Source organism: Winogradskyella pacifica (assembly GCF_003386275.1).
Lineage (GTDB): Bacteria > Bacteroidota > Bacteroidia > Flavobacteriales > Flavobacteriaceae > Winogradskyella > Winogradskyella pacifica.
This window is the reverse complement of record NZ_QREI01000002.1, coordinates 24055-38748: the sequence shown is the minus strand read 5'-3', so window position 1 is coordinate 38748 and position 14694 is coordinate 24055. Positions and strand designations below refer to the sequence as shown.

Below are 14694 nucleotides of genomic sequence, written 5' to 3'. Positions count from 1 at the left end.
TAAAAATTGAATAAGCTACAAAGATGACTTTAGTTTTTATGTCAAAACATGACTTATGTCACACCTTTTTACCCTTTATTGATCTTTGACCTTGTTAGTGAATGAGAAGTCTTATTTCAACTTTCCTGTTTTATAAAGCACAAACAGAATAATTATAGGCACGGCCAATAAGCCAACATAGCCTAGATTACTTGTAAATAAACTTGGCATCATTATTAAAGTTACAACATAGCCACCAACTGCTCCACCAAAGTGCGCATCATGCCCAATATTGCCTATTTTATTTTTCATGCCATAAATAGAATATAATAAATAGCCAATACCAAATACATAACCAGGAATCGGAATGGGTATAAAATACATGTACAAGTTCATATCTGGTCGTAAAAGTATGGCTGCGTATAAAACACCGGTTACCGCACCACTCGCACCAATGGCACTATACCAATACTCATCTTTATGAAAATATAATGAGAGTAAATTTCCAAAAATTAAACTCGCAAAATAAATCACTATAAATTTAAAAGAGCCAAGTATCATAACTACAGCATCTGCGAAAAAATAAAGTGTAAACATATTAAACAGTAGATGGGTTATATCTGCATGTAAAAACCCAGAACTCAACATTCTTATCTGTTCTCCACGTTTAATACTCCCAACATTAAATTTATATTTTTCAAAAAAAATGCGGTCATCAAATCCTTTAAAAGACATAATAACGTTAGCTGCAATAATCACGATGGTAACTATACTTATACCCAAATTGTCCATAAACTCTAATCCTATAAATCAAATATAATATATATTTGTACTTCAACGCTAATATACATTAATGCAACTTATTGCTTATATTTTAATCTACCCTATTCTTTGGTTAATTTCAATTTTACCTTTTAGATTACTTTATGGATTCTCTGATGTGATTTACATTTTTATGTATCGCATATTTGGCTATAGAAAAACCACTGTAAAAGAAAATTTAAGATTGGTTTTTCCTGATAAGTCTGAAAAAGAAATTTCTGAAATAACAGGAAAATTCTATCATCATTTTTGTGATATGATGGTTGAAGCGATTAAATCCCTAACAATTTCGGAGGCTCAAATGAACAAACGCTTCAAGTTTACGAACGTAGAACTCATTAATGATTTAGAAAAAAAACAACGAAATATTATTTTAATGTGTGCCCACTATGGCAGTTGGGAATGGATTTTTATTTTACAACGACATATTGAATACAAAGGCTATGCCGTTTATAAGCGCCTAAAAAACAAGTATTTTGACAAACTCGTTAAACGGATCAGAGCCAAATATAATTCGCATTTAATCACCACTAAAGAAACTTATGGTGTCCTTCTTAAAAGCAAGAAAAAAGATGAACTCACCATTAACGGATTTGTTTCTGACCAATCCCCAAAAGCACATAAAGCTTTTCATTGGAATGAATTTATGGGCATAAAAGTACCTATGTATACAGGTGCTGAAATGCTAGCTAAAAAATTAGATATGGCGGTGGTATTTTTCAGTGTGAAACGAGTTAAACGTGGTTATTATGAAACCACATTCACAACCATTACCGAAAACCCAAAAGAATACAAGGATTATGAAATCACAGACTTGTTTTTTAAAATGGTAGAAAAACAAATCTTAGAAGCTCCACAATATTATCTATGGACGCACAAACGTTGGAAACATAGAAATAAAGTGCCCGCTGAATTTCTATAAAAAATAGTATAACTCGTGTAAAAATTGATGTTTAAGTCTAGAACTCAATTAATTCATATCAAACCAAGCATCTACATTTATAGCATCACAAGGGGTATCAACTAAGGTTTTATGCACAAACTCATTATTACATCTTGAGTATTCATAATCCTTAGCCCATGCGTCATGATTCTTAGCTAAATCGATAATACTATCACAAACATATTTAATCTCTGCATTCGTGGTTGTTGGATGAATAGACATACGAATCCAACCTGGCTTACGAACTAAATCCCCAATAGAAATTTCATTAGTTAATTCGTTAGACATTTGCTGATCTACATGTAATAAGAAATGGCCATAAGTGCCTGCACAACTACAACCTCCACGGGTTTGAATACCGTATTTATCATTCAATATTTTAACCGCTAAATTAAAATGCAAATCGTCAATATAGAATGAAATGACTCCTAGCCTATCTTGGTGTTGGCCTGCAAGAATGTTAAGATTCGATACGTCCCCAAGTTTATCAAAAATAATTTCAACCAACTCATGTTCGCGTTGCAACATCTTATCCACTCCCATTTGTTCTTTTAAACGAATGGAAAGTGCCGTTTTTATAACTTGAAGAAATCCTGGCGTCCCACCATCTTCTCTGTCTTCAATGTTATCTATGTATTTGTGTTCGCCCCAAGGGTTCGTCCAGCTTACAGTTCCTCCCCCCGGACAATCGGGCACCATGTTTTTATATAATTTCTTATTAAAAACCAATATACCTGAAGTTCCTGGTCCACCTAAAAACTTGTGAGGTGAAAAGAAAATAGCATCTAATTGCGCATCTTCATCAGTAGGATGCATATCAATACCTACATAAGGTGCCGAGCATGCAAAATCTACAAAGCATACTCCACCGTGCTGGTGCATTAGTTTGGCCACATCATGATGCGGAATTTGAATTCCTGTAACATTAGAACCACCGACTACTGACGCAATTTTAATGGTACAATCTTTATATTGATGTAATAAGGTTTCTAAATTCTTAAGGCAAAATAAACCGTCTTCATTTGGTGGTACAACCTCAACCTTTGCTATCGTTTCTAACCAAGTTGTTTGATTGGAATGATGCTCCATGTGTGAAATAAAAACTACTGGTTTCATTTCTTCTGGAATGTTTGTATAGTCTTTTATATTTTCAGGAATCTTTAATCCTAATATACGTTGAAACTTATTGATAACACCGGTCATACCATTACCAGAACAGATTAAAATATCATCATCATTGGCATTAACGTGATCTTTAATAATATGCCTCGCTTTATGATAGGCTTTCGTCATAGCTGTACCAGAAACTGTAGTTTCCGTATGGGTATTTGCAACAAAAGGACCAAAATCATTCATTAATTTTTCTTCAATCGGTCTGTATAACCGACCAGAAGCCGTCCAATCGGTATAGATGATTTTTTGTTCTCCATAAGGAGATTCAAACCGTTGGTTTTGACCAATAATATGTTGTCTAAACTGATTAAAATAGGTTTCTAATTCAGTGGTTTCGGTTGTATTTGTTTCTAAAATCATGGCCAAATATTATTATATATACATCATTAAAAAGGTAATGAAATGTCAGTTTGAGCGCAGTCGAAAACCTTAAAACAGTCACCATTAAAGCATTTCGACTGCGCTCAATGTGACATTTATATTTATAAAATTATTCAATTAAAATACCCCTACAATTTTTCAATTTATAAGTACTTAATTTCATTTAAAGCTATTAAATATTAGCAATAGCTTTTATTTCAGCAATAAAACGATCTGCTAACGTATCTGCTGCTTCTTGCGAAGGAGCTTCTGTATAAATTCTAATTATTGGTTCCGTATTACTCTTACGTAAATGCACCCAACTATCCGAAAAATCAATTTTTACACCATCTATAGTGGTTAATTTTTCATGACTATAATTAGATTCCATAGTGCTTAAAATACCATCAACATCTAATCCTGGAGTTAATTGAATTTTCTTCTTGCTCATAAAGTAATTTGGGTAAGACGCTCTAAGTTCACTGACTTTCATTTTTTTCTCAGCCAATAAACTTAAAAATAAAGCCACACCAACTAAGGCGTCACGTCCGTAATGAGAATCTGGATAAATAATTCCTCCATTTCCTTCACCACCAATAACTACATTATTCTTTTTCATTAAAGTTACAACGTTGACTTCACCTACAGCACTAGCTTCATAAGTTCCGCCATGTTTTTCAGTAACGTCGCGTAACGCACGTGTAGAACTCATATTACTTACGGTGTTCCCTGGTGTCTTACTCAATACGTAATCTGCACAAGCGACCAATGTATATTCTTCTCCAAACATTTCTCCTGTTTCATCCATAAAAGCTAAACGATCTACATCTGGATCTACAACGATTCCGAAATCCGCATGTTCTTTTACAACTGCTTTTGCTAAGTCACCTAAGTGTTCTTTCAAGGGCTCTGGATTATGAGGAAAATGACCTGTTGGATCACAATATAATTTTACAGGCTCAACACCTAAACGTTCTAATAATAATGGAATAGCGATACCTCCTGTAGAATTTACACCATCAACAACCACTTTAAAATTTGCGTCTTTTATCGCTTGTACATTGACTAATTCTAAGTCTAAAACTTCATCGATGTGAATATCGATATAGGCATCATTAACTGTTATTTTCCCTAAGTCATCTACCTCAGCAAAATTCATCGTATTAGACTCTGCAATCTCTAATATTTTCTGTCCTTCTGCTCCATTCAAAAATTCACCTTTGGCGTTTAAAAGTTTTAAAGCATTCCATTCTTTTGGATTATGACTTGCTGTTAAAATTATACCACCATCAGCATGCTCTAATGGTACAGCAATTTCAACCGTTGGTGTGGTAGATAAACCTAAATCAATAACGTGAATTCCAAGTCCGACTAAAGTATTCATCACTAAATTCTGAATCATTTCTCCAGAGATACGAGCATCACGTCCAACGACAACGATATAATTGTCTTTTTGGCGCTGTTGCTTTAACCAAGTCCCATAAGCTGCTGCAAATTTAACCGCATCAATTGGTGTTAAGTTATCATCTACTGGTCCTCCAATAGTACCTCTAATTCCTGATATTGATTTTATTAAAGTCATGTATATTTCTATTTTCAACAAATATAAATAGATATACTGTTTTTAACTATTTTGTGATTATGAATTTGTAATTTCGAAATATGAATTTTCTCGCTCATATTTACCTTTCAGGAGGTAACGAACTCATTACTATCGGAAACTTTGTTGGAGATGGAGTAAGAGGTAATAAATACAAATTATACCCTAAAGAAATACAAATTGGTATTCAATTGCATCGCAACATTGATACGTTTACAGATGCACATCCTCTTTTTAGACAATGTACCAAACGCTTGCACAAAGGGTATAGTCATTACAGCGGAGTTATTGTAGATATATTTTTCGATCACTTTTTAGCTAAAAACTGGACGACCTATTCCGATATTCCATTAGATGTATATATTGCCGACTTCTATAAAAGTTTATCGCATCATATTGCTATTTTACCGCCGCGATTTCAAAGTTTGACTCCGATTATGATTGAAGGTAATTGGCTACTGAGCTATGCTACCGTTGAAGGTATTCAGATTGTATTAAACGGAATGAATCACAGAACCAAAGGACTATCTAAAATGAATGAAGCAACTAAAGAACTCAGAGAACATTATGATGCTTTTGAGGCCGATTTCACGTTGTTTTTTGAAGACCTTAGAGCGTTCAGTGTTTTAAAACGAATTGAGATTGAAAAGCAATTTAATTTAAAATAACCACTAATTTAGCAACCTTAAAAGTAAATAGCTAAAGCTTTTTTAGCTTTATTAAATTTTATAGGACTAGTTACGTATTATGGCAAAAGCATCTAAACTAAAAAAAGCATTAAAAATTATAGGAGGAGTGATTGTATTCTTCACCTTACCAACTCTACTACTCTTTGGGTTTATATATTTTAAATATAACGAAGAATTACCAACAGGTCAACAAGGTCCTAAAGCTGAGCTGTTAGCTAATAAAATGCTTAAATCATTAGATGAATCGGCCTATTTAAATACAGATTATATAGAATGGACTTTTAAAGGCAGACAAAAATATAAATGGTATAAATCGGACAATACCTGTGAAGTCTATTGGAAGGATTTTACAGTGATTTTAGATTTAGAAAATCGTAACAACTCAAAAGTTTTTGTTTTAGAACAAGAATACAATGGCGTTGAAAAACAAGGTTATATTACAAAAGCCGAAAACTATTTTAATAACGATTCGTTTTGGTTAGTTGCGCCGTATAAAGTTTTGGACGAAGGCACTGAACGTCGTATTGTGATCACAGAAGACCACAAAGAAGCCCTTTTGGTAACTTATAAGACTGGCGGTACAACACCAGGCGATTCTTATTTGTGGCATTTTGATGATGAAGGAAAACCAAAAAGTTTCCAAATGTGGGTCGATATTTTACCCATTAAAGGTTTAGAAGCTACTTGGGGAAATTGGACGACTACGGAAAGTGGAGCCCAGCTACCAACCTTTCATAAACTTTTGATTTTGGGTATTGAGATTACAGATATTAAAGGCTTAAAGATGTAATACTGTTGCCTTACCAAATAAAATTATTTAATGTGTTGTAATAAGGTTTCAATTAAGTTATTAAAGAAACTATCTCTTTTAACTATTCACTCCTAACTTTTCACTATTAACTAAAAACTATTTAGACCGTTGCCCAACAAACTGTTGACTCTTCAACTTAAATAGCACATTAAAACTTGTTAAACTTCCATAGCTTCTCGTAATATACTGTTGAAGATCTATCTTCTCTTGCTCCTCGAGATTACTCGAATTTATCTTTTGTTCCATAACACGAAGGCGGTCACGTACCATAGTAATTTTATGAAAGAATGTATCTATTGGTACTTCACTAGACTTTAAATTAGAATCTCCAGGTGTCATAATCAATTTTCCACCTTTCCATTTATCTGCAATTGTAATAACTTCAGATACATCAGACCATTTTTTTAAGATGGACTTTAAACTACGCTCTACATCGTAAAAACTTACAGCGTCCACGTCGTCCTCTGCGGCTTCAATCACTTCAAAATCAGAATCTAAATCTATAGTCTCTAAACCGTCGTCGATAAAGATGACCCAATAGTGCTTTGAAGTGACGTTGGTCACCACACCTTTTCCATATTCTGAATGCTTTATTCTAGATCCTATTCCCAGTAATTTCATAGTGTTCTTTATGTGCTATTTGAGTTAATAAAAAAACTAAAATAACAAAAAAAACAGCTTAAAATTAAATTGAATTTACAAATGTTAAGAATTATTAAAAGTTGTATTTCGTACGAAATAATCTTATTATTTTTACAGTAAACACAATCTAAACCCAATTAATTATGAAAAAAATAATTTTCACACTTTTATGCTTCGGCTTTATCTTAACAGCTTCTGCGAATAATGACCCTAAGATTGGGGATTTATTAACAGTAAAAACACCAACTGCACAAGGATTTAATCACGTTGATTTTCCTAAAGCTAATATTTTAATAAAACGAGGTGTCGTAACGAACTATAAATCCGTAAATAATGAGACTGTTGTTATAGACAAAGTAGAAACTGAAGCTAACGGATCTACGACTGTAATTCTTAAGAAACAAGATGGTTCTAAATTCTTTGGTTTTTTGAACAACGTTAAAGCTGATTATGAAAAAGCTTTAGATTCAGGAGAACTTGTTGTAATTAAATAACATCACTTCTAGCTTTTAGATATAAAAAAAAACTTAGTCTATAATGAGACTAAGTTTTTTTTGTTTTAAGATAAATGTTTAGAATTACTACTCTTTAACATAAGCATCACCTAAAATTTATTTAATGTAATCTCGTTTAAAAATTACCATAAAGCGGTTTTCATTTCAGCCTATCTTTTATTTTTTCGTTTAGGTTTGTCTTCTTGGAGTCTTACATAAATTAATTTAGAACGTCCTCTTGAATCCTCGCGTCGCTCAATTTCGAAAGCTGAAATTGAATTAATTAAAGGAGTTAATTTCTGAAAACCATAATTTCTAGAATCAAAATTAGGCTGCTTCTTTAATAGTAAGCTTCCCACATCACCCAAAAATGCCCAGCCATCATCATCTGCTACATCATCTATAGTTGTCGCAATCAGCTTTATTTCTTTTGCTGTAATAGTATCATAATTATTCTTTGATGTTGTAGACTTCGTTTTGTCTTCTAATGGGCTTTCTTCTTTTATATTTTTAAGAATCTCTATATATATAAACTTATCGCAAGCGACAATAAAGGGATTTGGTGTTTTCTTTTCACCTATACCATAAACCGCCATACCTGCTTCGCGCAAACGGGTTGCTAACCGTGTAAAATCACTATCACTAGAGACCAAACAAAAACCATCTACTTTCTCTGAATACAAAATATCCATAGCATCAATAATCATAGCAGAATCCGTAGCATTTTTCCCTGTAGTATAACCATATTGCTGTATAGGAGTTATGGCATTTTCTAAAAGCATATTTTTCCATTTGGATAAATGTGGCTTGGTCCAATCACCATAAATACGCTTTATAGTTGGATTGCCGTATTTGGCAATTTCTTCCATCATTTCTTTTACATAAGCTGATGGTATGTTGTCACCATCAATCAGTACTGCTAATTTTATATCCATAAGTGATTTTACATATTAATTTTTGTAATCCTAAAGATAAGGGCTTTAAAATAAAAAACCACTTCAATTGAAGTGGTTTTGTTAAACTTTACTGTAATCGTTACTTACGACTTACCTTTTTAGCGATTTTATCTGCTTTTTTTTCTTTAGCCGATTTAACTGGCTCTTTTTTTGAATTTTTCTTTGCATCTTGTGATTTAGCCATGACTATATATTTTAAGTTTTTACTTTTTAATTAGTATTAAATATAGTGAAAAAGAAAATACAAATGCGTGTTAAACGTCCAACTTCATTAGTTTTTTAAAATTCCGTTATTCTTCGTCTTCAATCCGTTTCCAAATCAACTCACTATTAAGTAAAAAACTACCTATGTGGTCAAAATTACAATCTGAAGGAGCAATAATAGATAAGAATGATTCTTCCTTTTTATCGCGATACAAGTGGTAAGTCTCACCAACGATGGGCTCAAAGGTATAACGAGAATTATAAACCAATGTGTTATATTCTAGCTCTTGCATCATTTTTTCGTATGCTGCTTTAAGCTCTAAATATTTGGCTTTAATTTGTTTATTGGCCTTATTGATGTTTCTAGTTTTCCAAGACGAATTATCTGTAACTTGTATGGCAGGTGCACCAACATTAGTGGCATACGGTTTTAGATACGCATCATAACGGCTGGTAACTTCATCATATACAACCTGATCTGGTTTCTTATCTTTTGACATATTCCACTGGCTTTTTACAAAAAACACCCTTAATGTCTCTTTAAAGGGAATTGATTGTGTTTTTTTTTATTAAATTTAGATCAATTAATTAACCCATTATAAACTTTATGAAAAAAATAGGCTCATTAAACCTCTTTATGATAGCACTATGTGTTTTAATTATTATAGTTGCCATGTATTTATTCTTAAGAGGAGATCAGCGTCATGCCATTTTTATAGGACTCTGGGTACCAACAATTCTCGCATTCGCAATCTTTCTAAAACAAATATTCAATGGAGGCAAATGAAATAATCTTCTCTTTTTCGATATTTGTATCTATATGCGTAGTCGTTTGGGCTGTTTTGGTCATTCGCGCTTATAATAAGATAGATCGAAATGACTAAGTAAAACAATCATCTTTACGTTATAAAAAAGCAATGTGCTAAGGATTTAAATCATCTTAAAATCCAAAAGCAATTCCCCTTCAATTGAAGCCTGTAAATGATCACCTTTAACAACCAAGCCCGTGCCACTGGCAGGCGTACCTGTAAAAATAAGATCACCTTCTTCTAATGTCATAAAAGACGATATATAAGTAATAATTTCAGCAAAGCTATAAATCATTAAACCCGTTATACCCACTTGTTTTTGTTCTCCATTAATTTTTAAATCAAAATTTATAGCATTCAAATCTGAAAATTCTGAAATCGGTTTAAACCCCGAAATCGGAGAGGCACCATCAAACCCTTTAGCCAAAGCCCAAGGCCCTTTATTTTCTCTACTAGCAGCTAACACATCTTTGGCTGTGTAATCAATACCAATTGCCAATTCTGAAATATAAGACACAGCATCATTGAGTACAATATCCTTACCACGTTTTCCTATTTTAACCACCAACTCTACTTCGTAAGCTAATTGATTTGTAATTTTCGGAAATTCAACATCTTTATTATCGGTAACTAAACTAGAGTCTGGTTTCGTAAATATAGTTTGTGCACCAGTTTTTAGAGCACTAATTTCTGATGTTTCGTTGACATAATTTTTGCCAATACCTATTATTTTCATGTGGTTTTATCTTTCAAATTAATTAAGAATAAAGATAGAAAAAGCCATTCTAAAACCTATTAAAAAAATAGGTTATCAATGAAAAAATAATACAACTTCTAAAACACCTCAAATACATACCCAAGCAGCCAATAGAGTATAAAAAATACCACGATAGTACCTATACAACCACACTTACCACCTCCTATTTTCTTAGCTCCCCAAGCAGCACCTATAATTCTTAATAATTTTTCCATAGCGTTACATATTATATATCGTAAAGTTAAGTCGCGTTTAGATAATTATGGTGCTGTAATTAAATAAATTTACGCTCATATCATTATTTTAGATTGTTATTACAGACATTACTACGGTTATTTTTAACAACTATAATTTGTACCTTTGCAGCTTTGCTAAAAACAATAAGAGGACAAATCCAAATATGAGCCAATTCAACGATTATATTGAAGTCAAAGGAGCACGTGTTCACAACCTTAAAAACATTGATGTTACCATTCCACGGGAAAAACTTGTCGTAATTACAGGTTTATCAGGAAGCGGAAAATCATCCTTGGCTTTTGATACTATTTATGCCGAAGGACAACGTCGCTATATTGAAACATTTTCAGCGTATGCGCGTCAGTTTTTAGGTAATTTAGAACGTCCTGATGTCGATAAAATTGATGGCCTTTCTCCTGTTATTGCTATAGAGCAAAAAACAACGAGTAAATCACCGCGCTCTACGGTTGGCACAATTACCGAGATCTATGACTTTTTACGCTTGTTGTACGCCAGAGCTGCAGATGCTTATAGCTACGAAACAGGCGAACAAATGGTAAGCTATAACGATGAGCAAATTAAAGACCTTATTTTAGAGTCTTACAAAGGCAAACGCATTAACATCTTATCACCTGTGGTGCGTTCTCGTAAAGGTCATTATCGCGAATTATTTGAGCAAATTGCAAAACAAGGTTTTGTTAAAGTTAGAACCGATGGAGATATTGTAGATATCGAAAAAGGTATGAAACTAGACCGTTACAAAACCCACGATATTGAAATTGTTATTGATAGACTAAAGATTGATAGCACTGAAAACGATGAAAAGCGCTTAATGGAGAGCATTAATACAGCCATGTATCATGGTGAAGATGTATTGATGGTTATTGACCAAGACACTAACGAACCGCGTTTTTTTAGTCGTAACCTTATGTGTCCTTCTTCTGGTATTTCTTATCCCAACCCAGAGCCTAATAATTTTTCTTTTAACTCACCAAAAGGAGCTTGTTCTAATTGTAATGGTATTGGCGAATTGTATGTGGTAAACCCAAAGAAATTGGTGCCAGACGAATCGTTATCCATAAAAAATGGAGCTTTAGCACCCCATGGCCCACAGAAGAAAAGCTGGATATTTAAACAGTTTGAAACCATAGCACAGCGTTTTGATTTTTCTTTAAACGATGCTTGGAAAGACATTCCTGAAGACGCAAAACAAATTATTCTTCATGGTGGGAAAGATAAATTTACAGTAGAAAGTAAGCTACTAGGTGTTACACGCGATTACAAAATTGATTTTGAAGGCGTTGCTAATTTTATTGAAAGCCAGTACAATTCAGATTCCACATCATTAACGCGTTGGGCAAAAGAATATATGGATAAAGTAGAATGTCCTGTTTGCGAAGGTTCTCGTTTACGCAAAGAGTCTCTCTATTTTAAAGTGGATGGCAAAAGTATAGCCGATTTGGTGAATATGGATGTGGTAGAGTTAGGCGTTTGGCTAGATGGTTTAATGGACCGTTTATCTAGCAAGCAACAACAAATTTCTGCCGAAATCATAAAGGAAATCCGAAGTCGTGTTCAGTTTTTATTAGACGTAGGACTCACCTACCTAAGCCTAAATCGAAGTTCAAAATCCTTGTCTGGAGGAGAAGCACAACGTATTAGATTAGCCACGCAAATTGGTTCGCAATTAGTTGGTGTACTTTATATTTTAGATGAACCAAGTATTGGTTTACACCAACGCGATAACGAGAAACTCATCAATTCCTTAATTTCTCTTAGAGATGTTGGAAACTCTGTTATTGTGGTCGAACACGATAAAGATATGATAGAACGTGCCGATCACGTTATTGATATCGGTCCTTTTGCGGGTAAATATGGTGGCGAAATTATTAGTGAAGGCACTCCAAAAGAATTACTAAAACAAAAGACATTAACCGCAGCTTACCTCAATGGCGAAAAGGAAATTGAAATCCCAAAAACCAGACGAAAAGGCAATGGTAAAAAATTGATATTAAAAGGTTGTACTGGTAATAACTTAAAGAATGTTGATATTGAGTTACCACTAGGTAAAATGATTGGTGTGACGGGAGTTTCCGGAAGTGGGAAATCGACATTAATCAATGAAACTTTATACCCTATTCTTAATGCTTATTATTTTAATGGTGTAAAAAAACCGATGCCCTATAAAAGCATAAAAGGTTTAGAGCATTTAGACAAAGTGATTGATATTAACCAATCACCAATCGGAAGAACACCAAGAAGTAATCCTGCAACTTACACGAAGACTTTTGATGAAGTTAGAAGTTTGTTTGCTAAGATTCCCGAAGCCATGATTCGCGGTTACAAACCAGGACGTTTTAGTTTTAATGTCAAGGGTGGACGTTGCGAAACGTGCCAAGGTGGTGGCTTGCGTGTTATTGAAATGAATTTCTTACCAGATGTTTATGTCGAATGTGAAACCTGCCAAGGCAAACGTTTTAATCGAGAAACATTAGAGATTCGCTATAAAGGAAAATCGATTAGTGATGTTCTAAATATGACCATCGAAGAAGCAGTTAGTTTCTTTGAAAACATTCCTAAGATCCATAGAAAACTCAAAACAATTAAAGATGTAGGGTTAGGATACATTACGCTAGGCCAACAATCTACAACACTTTCTGGTGGGGAAGCGCAACGTATAAAATTAGCGACAGAATTAAGCAAACGCGATACCGGAAATACCTTTTACATACTCGATGAACCAACTACTGGTTTACATTTTGAAGATATCAGAGTGTTAATGAAAGTGCTTAACAAATTAGCAGATAAAGGTAATACCGTTTTAATTATTGAACACAACCTCGATGTTATAAAAACCGTAGACTACATTATAGATATCGGTTACGAAGGCGGAAAAGGCGGTGGTAATGTGGTGGCTAAAGGTACACCTGAAGAAATTATAAAAGATAAAAAGAGTTATACTGCTAAGTTTTTGAAAAAGGAAATGCAGTAAGTGCAACTCAACAATCTACTATAAGTAAGATTTCCTTCTAAACATTTAAAGACTACAGACAAAATTTAAGTTAAAAAGAACTTTTTTACAACTATTGTTAACTCAATCGGTTTTACCATAATGAAGCTATTGTTATATTTTATAACTTGACTTCACTAACACAAAAACCTTAACATTATGAAAAGTATTCTTTGGCTTGTAGCCGTTATCTGTATAGTAGTATGGCTACTTGGATTATTAGACATTATTCCAGGAATGAGCAGTAATAGTCTCATACATATATTATTAGTTATTGCTGTGGTTGTTATCTTATATAATATAATTTCGGGTAGGAAACCATTATAAATTCTAAATAAAATAAATTCATAAGCGTATCTCAATATTTAGGTACGCTTATTTTTTTTGTGTTTAAATATCTATTTCAATCTATTTAACTTAACTTTGAAAGTCTTAAAAATTAGACAAAGCCATATTAATATATGGCTTTTATATTGTTATAATAAATTATATTGATATTATGCGAACAGAAAGCAACAGCAAACGATGGAATGAAATAAAAACAAATGACTCATGGGCGATTTTCAAAATCATGGGAGAATTTGTCAACGGATATGAAAAACTGAGTAAAATAGGTCCTTGTGTTTCTATTTTTGGATCAGCAAGAACTAAACCAGACCATAAATATTATAAACTAGCAGAAGAAGTTGCTTCTAAAATTGTGGACCAAGGCTATGGTGTTATTACAGGTGGTGGACCAGGTATTATGGAAGCGGGAAATAAAGGCGCACATATTGCAGGTGGAACGTCTGTAGGTCTAAATATCGAATTGCCATTTGAGCAGCACGACAATCCTTATATAGATTCAGACAAGAGCTTAGACTTTGATTATTTCTTTGTTAGAAAAGTAATGTTTGTAAAATACTCGCAAGGTTTTGTTGTAATGCCTGGAGGTTTTGGAACTTTAGATGAACTTTTTGAAGCGATAACATTAATTCAAACGCACAAAATAGAATCATTTCCTATCATCTTAGTTGGAAAAGATTTTTGGGGCGGTTTAATGGAGTGGGTAAAAACGACCTTATTAGATGCCGGAAACATTAGCGCTAAAGATTTAGATCTTATTCACCTTGTGGATTCTGGAGATGAAGTAATTGAAATACTTAACGATTTTTATAAAGAATACGATCTTAGTCCTAATTTCTAAAAAAAATTTTTATTTTTCAATT

General features: G+C 33.3%; 15 protein-coding genes. 8 read left to right on the top strand and 7 right to left on the bottom strand.

Annotated features, from left to right (window positions below; genetic code table 11):
• Positions 1-111: 111 nt before the first annotated feature.
• Entirely contained in the window at positions 112-771 is a 660-nt protein-coding gene (locus DFQ09_RS04390; RefSeq protein ID WP_115808452.1) for a rhomboid family intramembrane serine protease, read from the bottom strand.
• Between the two features lie 61 nt (positions 772-832).
• On the opposite strand from DFQ09_RS04390, the gene DFQ09_RS04385 reads away from it, so the two are divergent.
• The gene (locus DFQ09_RS04385) at positions 833-1723 is read left to right on the top strand and encodes a lysophospholipid acyltransferase family protein (protein ID WP_115808451.1); all 891 of its coding nucleotides are present in this window, start codon (positions 833-835) and stop codon (positions 1721-1723) included.
• A 48-nt stretch (positions 1724-1771) separates the two neighbouring features.
• Here DFQ09_RS04385 and DFQ09_RS04380 read toward each other — a convergent pair whose 3' ends face one another.
• Both DFQ09_RS04380 and glmM read right to left on the bottom strand, forming a co-directional pair.
• Entirely contained in the window at positions 1772-3277 is a 1506-nt protein-coding gene (locus DFQ09_RS04380; RefSeq protein WP_181897145.1) for an aminotransferase class V-fold PLP-dependent enzyme, read from the bottom strand.
• A 193-nt stretch (positions 3278-3470) separates the two neighbouring features.
• Positions 3471-4859, bottom strand: coding sequence for a phosphoglucosamine mutase (gene glmM / locus DFQ09_RS04375; RefSeq protein ID WP_115808450.1), 1389 nt, complete (start codon positions 4857-4859; stop codon positions 3471-3473).
• A gap of 80 nt (positions 4860-4939) precedes the next feature.
• Between glmM and DFQ09_RS04370 the strand changes: the two genes are divergently transcribed.
• A complete protein-coding gene (locus DFQ09_RS04370) occupies positions 4940-5545 on the top strand; it encodes an acyl carrier protein phosphodiesterase (RefSeq protein ID WP_115808449.1) in 606 nt (201 codons plus the stop codon).
• 79 nt (positions 5546-5624) lie between these two features.
• A complete protein-coding gene (locus tag DFQ09_RS04365; RefSeq protein ID WP_115808448.1) occupies positions 5625-6356 on the top strand; it encodes a hypothetical protein in 732 nt (243 codons plus the stop codon).
• Between the two features lie 117 nt (positions 6357-6473).
• On the opposite strand, the gene DFQ09_RS04360 is transcribed toward DFQ09_RS04365, so the two are convergent.
• Positions 6474-6998 carry a hypothetical protein gene (locus tag DFQ09_RS04360; RefSeq protein WP_115808447.1) on the bottom strand — a complete coding sequence of 175 codons (525 nt, stop codon included), beginning with the start codon at positions 6996-6998 and terminating at the stop codon, positions 6474-6476.
• Between the two features lie 164 nt (positions 6999-7162).
• Between DFQ09_RS04360 and DFQ09_RS04355 the strand changes: the two genes are divergently transcribed.
• Positions 7163-7513, top strand: coding sequence for a hypothetical protein (locus DFQ09_RS04355; RefSeq protein ID WP_115808446.1), 351 nt, complete (start codon positions 7163-7165; stop codon positions 7511-7513).
• Positions 7514-7683: 170 nt separating this feature from the next.
• Here DFQ09_RS04355 and DFQ09_RS04350 read toward each other — a convergent pair whose 3' ends face one another.
• Positions 7684-8448 (bottom strand): NYN domain-containing protein, encoded by a 765-nt coding sequence (locus DFQ09_RS04350; protein WP_115808445.1) that lies wholly within the window; start codon positions 8446-8448, stop codon positions 7684-7686.
• A gap of 311 nt (positions 8449-8759) precedes the next feature.
• Complete coding sequence (locus DFQ09_RS04345) at positions 8760-9173, bottom strand: DUF2452 domain-containing protein (protein ID WP_115808444.1); 414 nt, start codon at positions 9171-9173, stop codon at positions 8760-8762.
• Positions 9174-9280: 107 nt separating this feature from the next.
• Between DFQ09_RS04345 and DFQ09_RS04340 the strand changes: the two genes are divergently transcribed.
• Positions 9281-9460 (top strand): hypothetical protein, encoded by a 180-nt coding sequence (locus DFQ09_RS04340; RefSeq protein ID WP_040756330.1) that lies wholly within the window; start codon positions 9281-9283, stop codon positions 9458-9460.
• 143 nt (positions 9461-9603) lie between these two features.
• Here DFQ09_RS04340 and DFQ09_RS04335 read toward each other — a convergent pair whose 3' ends face one another.
• Complete coding sequence (locus DFQ09_RS04335; RefSeq protein ID WP_115808442.1) at positions 9604-10218, bottom strand: fumarylacetoacetate hydrolase family protein; 615 nt, start codon at positions 10216-10218, stop codon at positions 9604-9606.
• Positions 10219-10639: 421 nt separating this feature from the next.
• Between DFQ09_RS04335 and uvrA the strand changes: the two genes are divergently transcribed.
• The 3 genes from uvrA to DFQ09_RS04320 all read left to right on the top strand — a co-directional run bounded on the left by uvrA (position 10640) and on the right by DFQ09_RS04320 (position 14672).
• On the top strand, positions 10640-13468 hold the full coding sequence (gene uvrA, locus DFQ09_RS04330; protein WP_115808441.1) for an excinuclease ABC subunit UvrA: 2829 nt from the start codon (positions 10640-10642) through the stop codon (positions 13466-13468).
• A gap of 177 nt (positions 13469-13645) precedes the next feature.
• Positions 13646-13813, top strand: coding sequence for a lmo0937 family membrane protein (locus DFQ09_RS04325; RefSeq protein ID WP_115808440.1), 168 nt, complete (start codon positions 13646-13648; stop codon positions 13811-13813).
• 172 nt (positions 13814-13985) lie between these two features.
• Positions 13986-14672, top strand: coding sequence for an LOG family protein (locus DFQ09_RS04320; protein WP_115808439.1), 687 nt, complete (start codon positions 13986-13988; stop codon positions 14670-14672).
• Positions 14673-14694 lie beyond the last annotated feature (22 nt).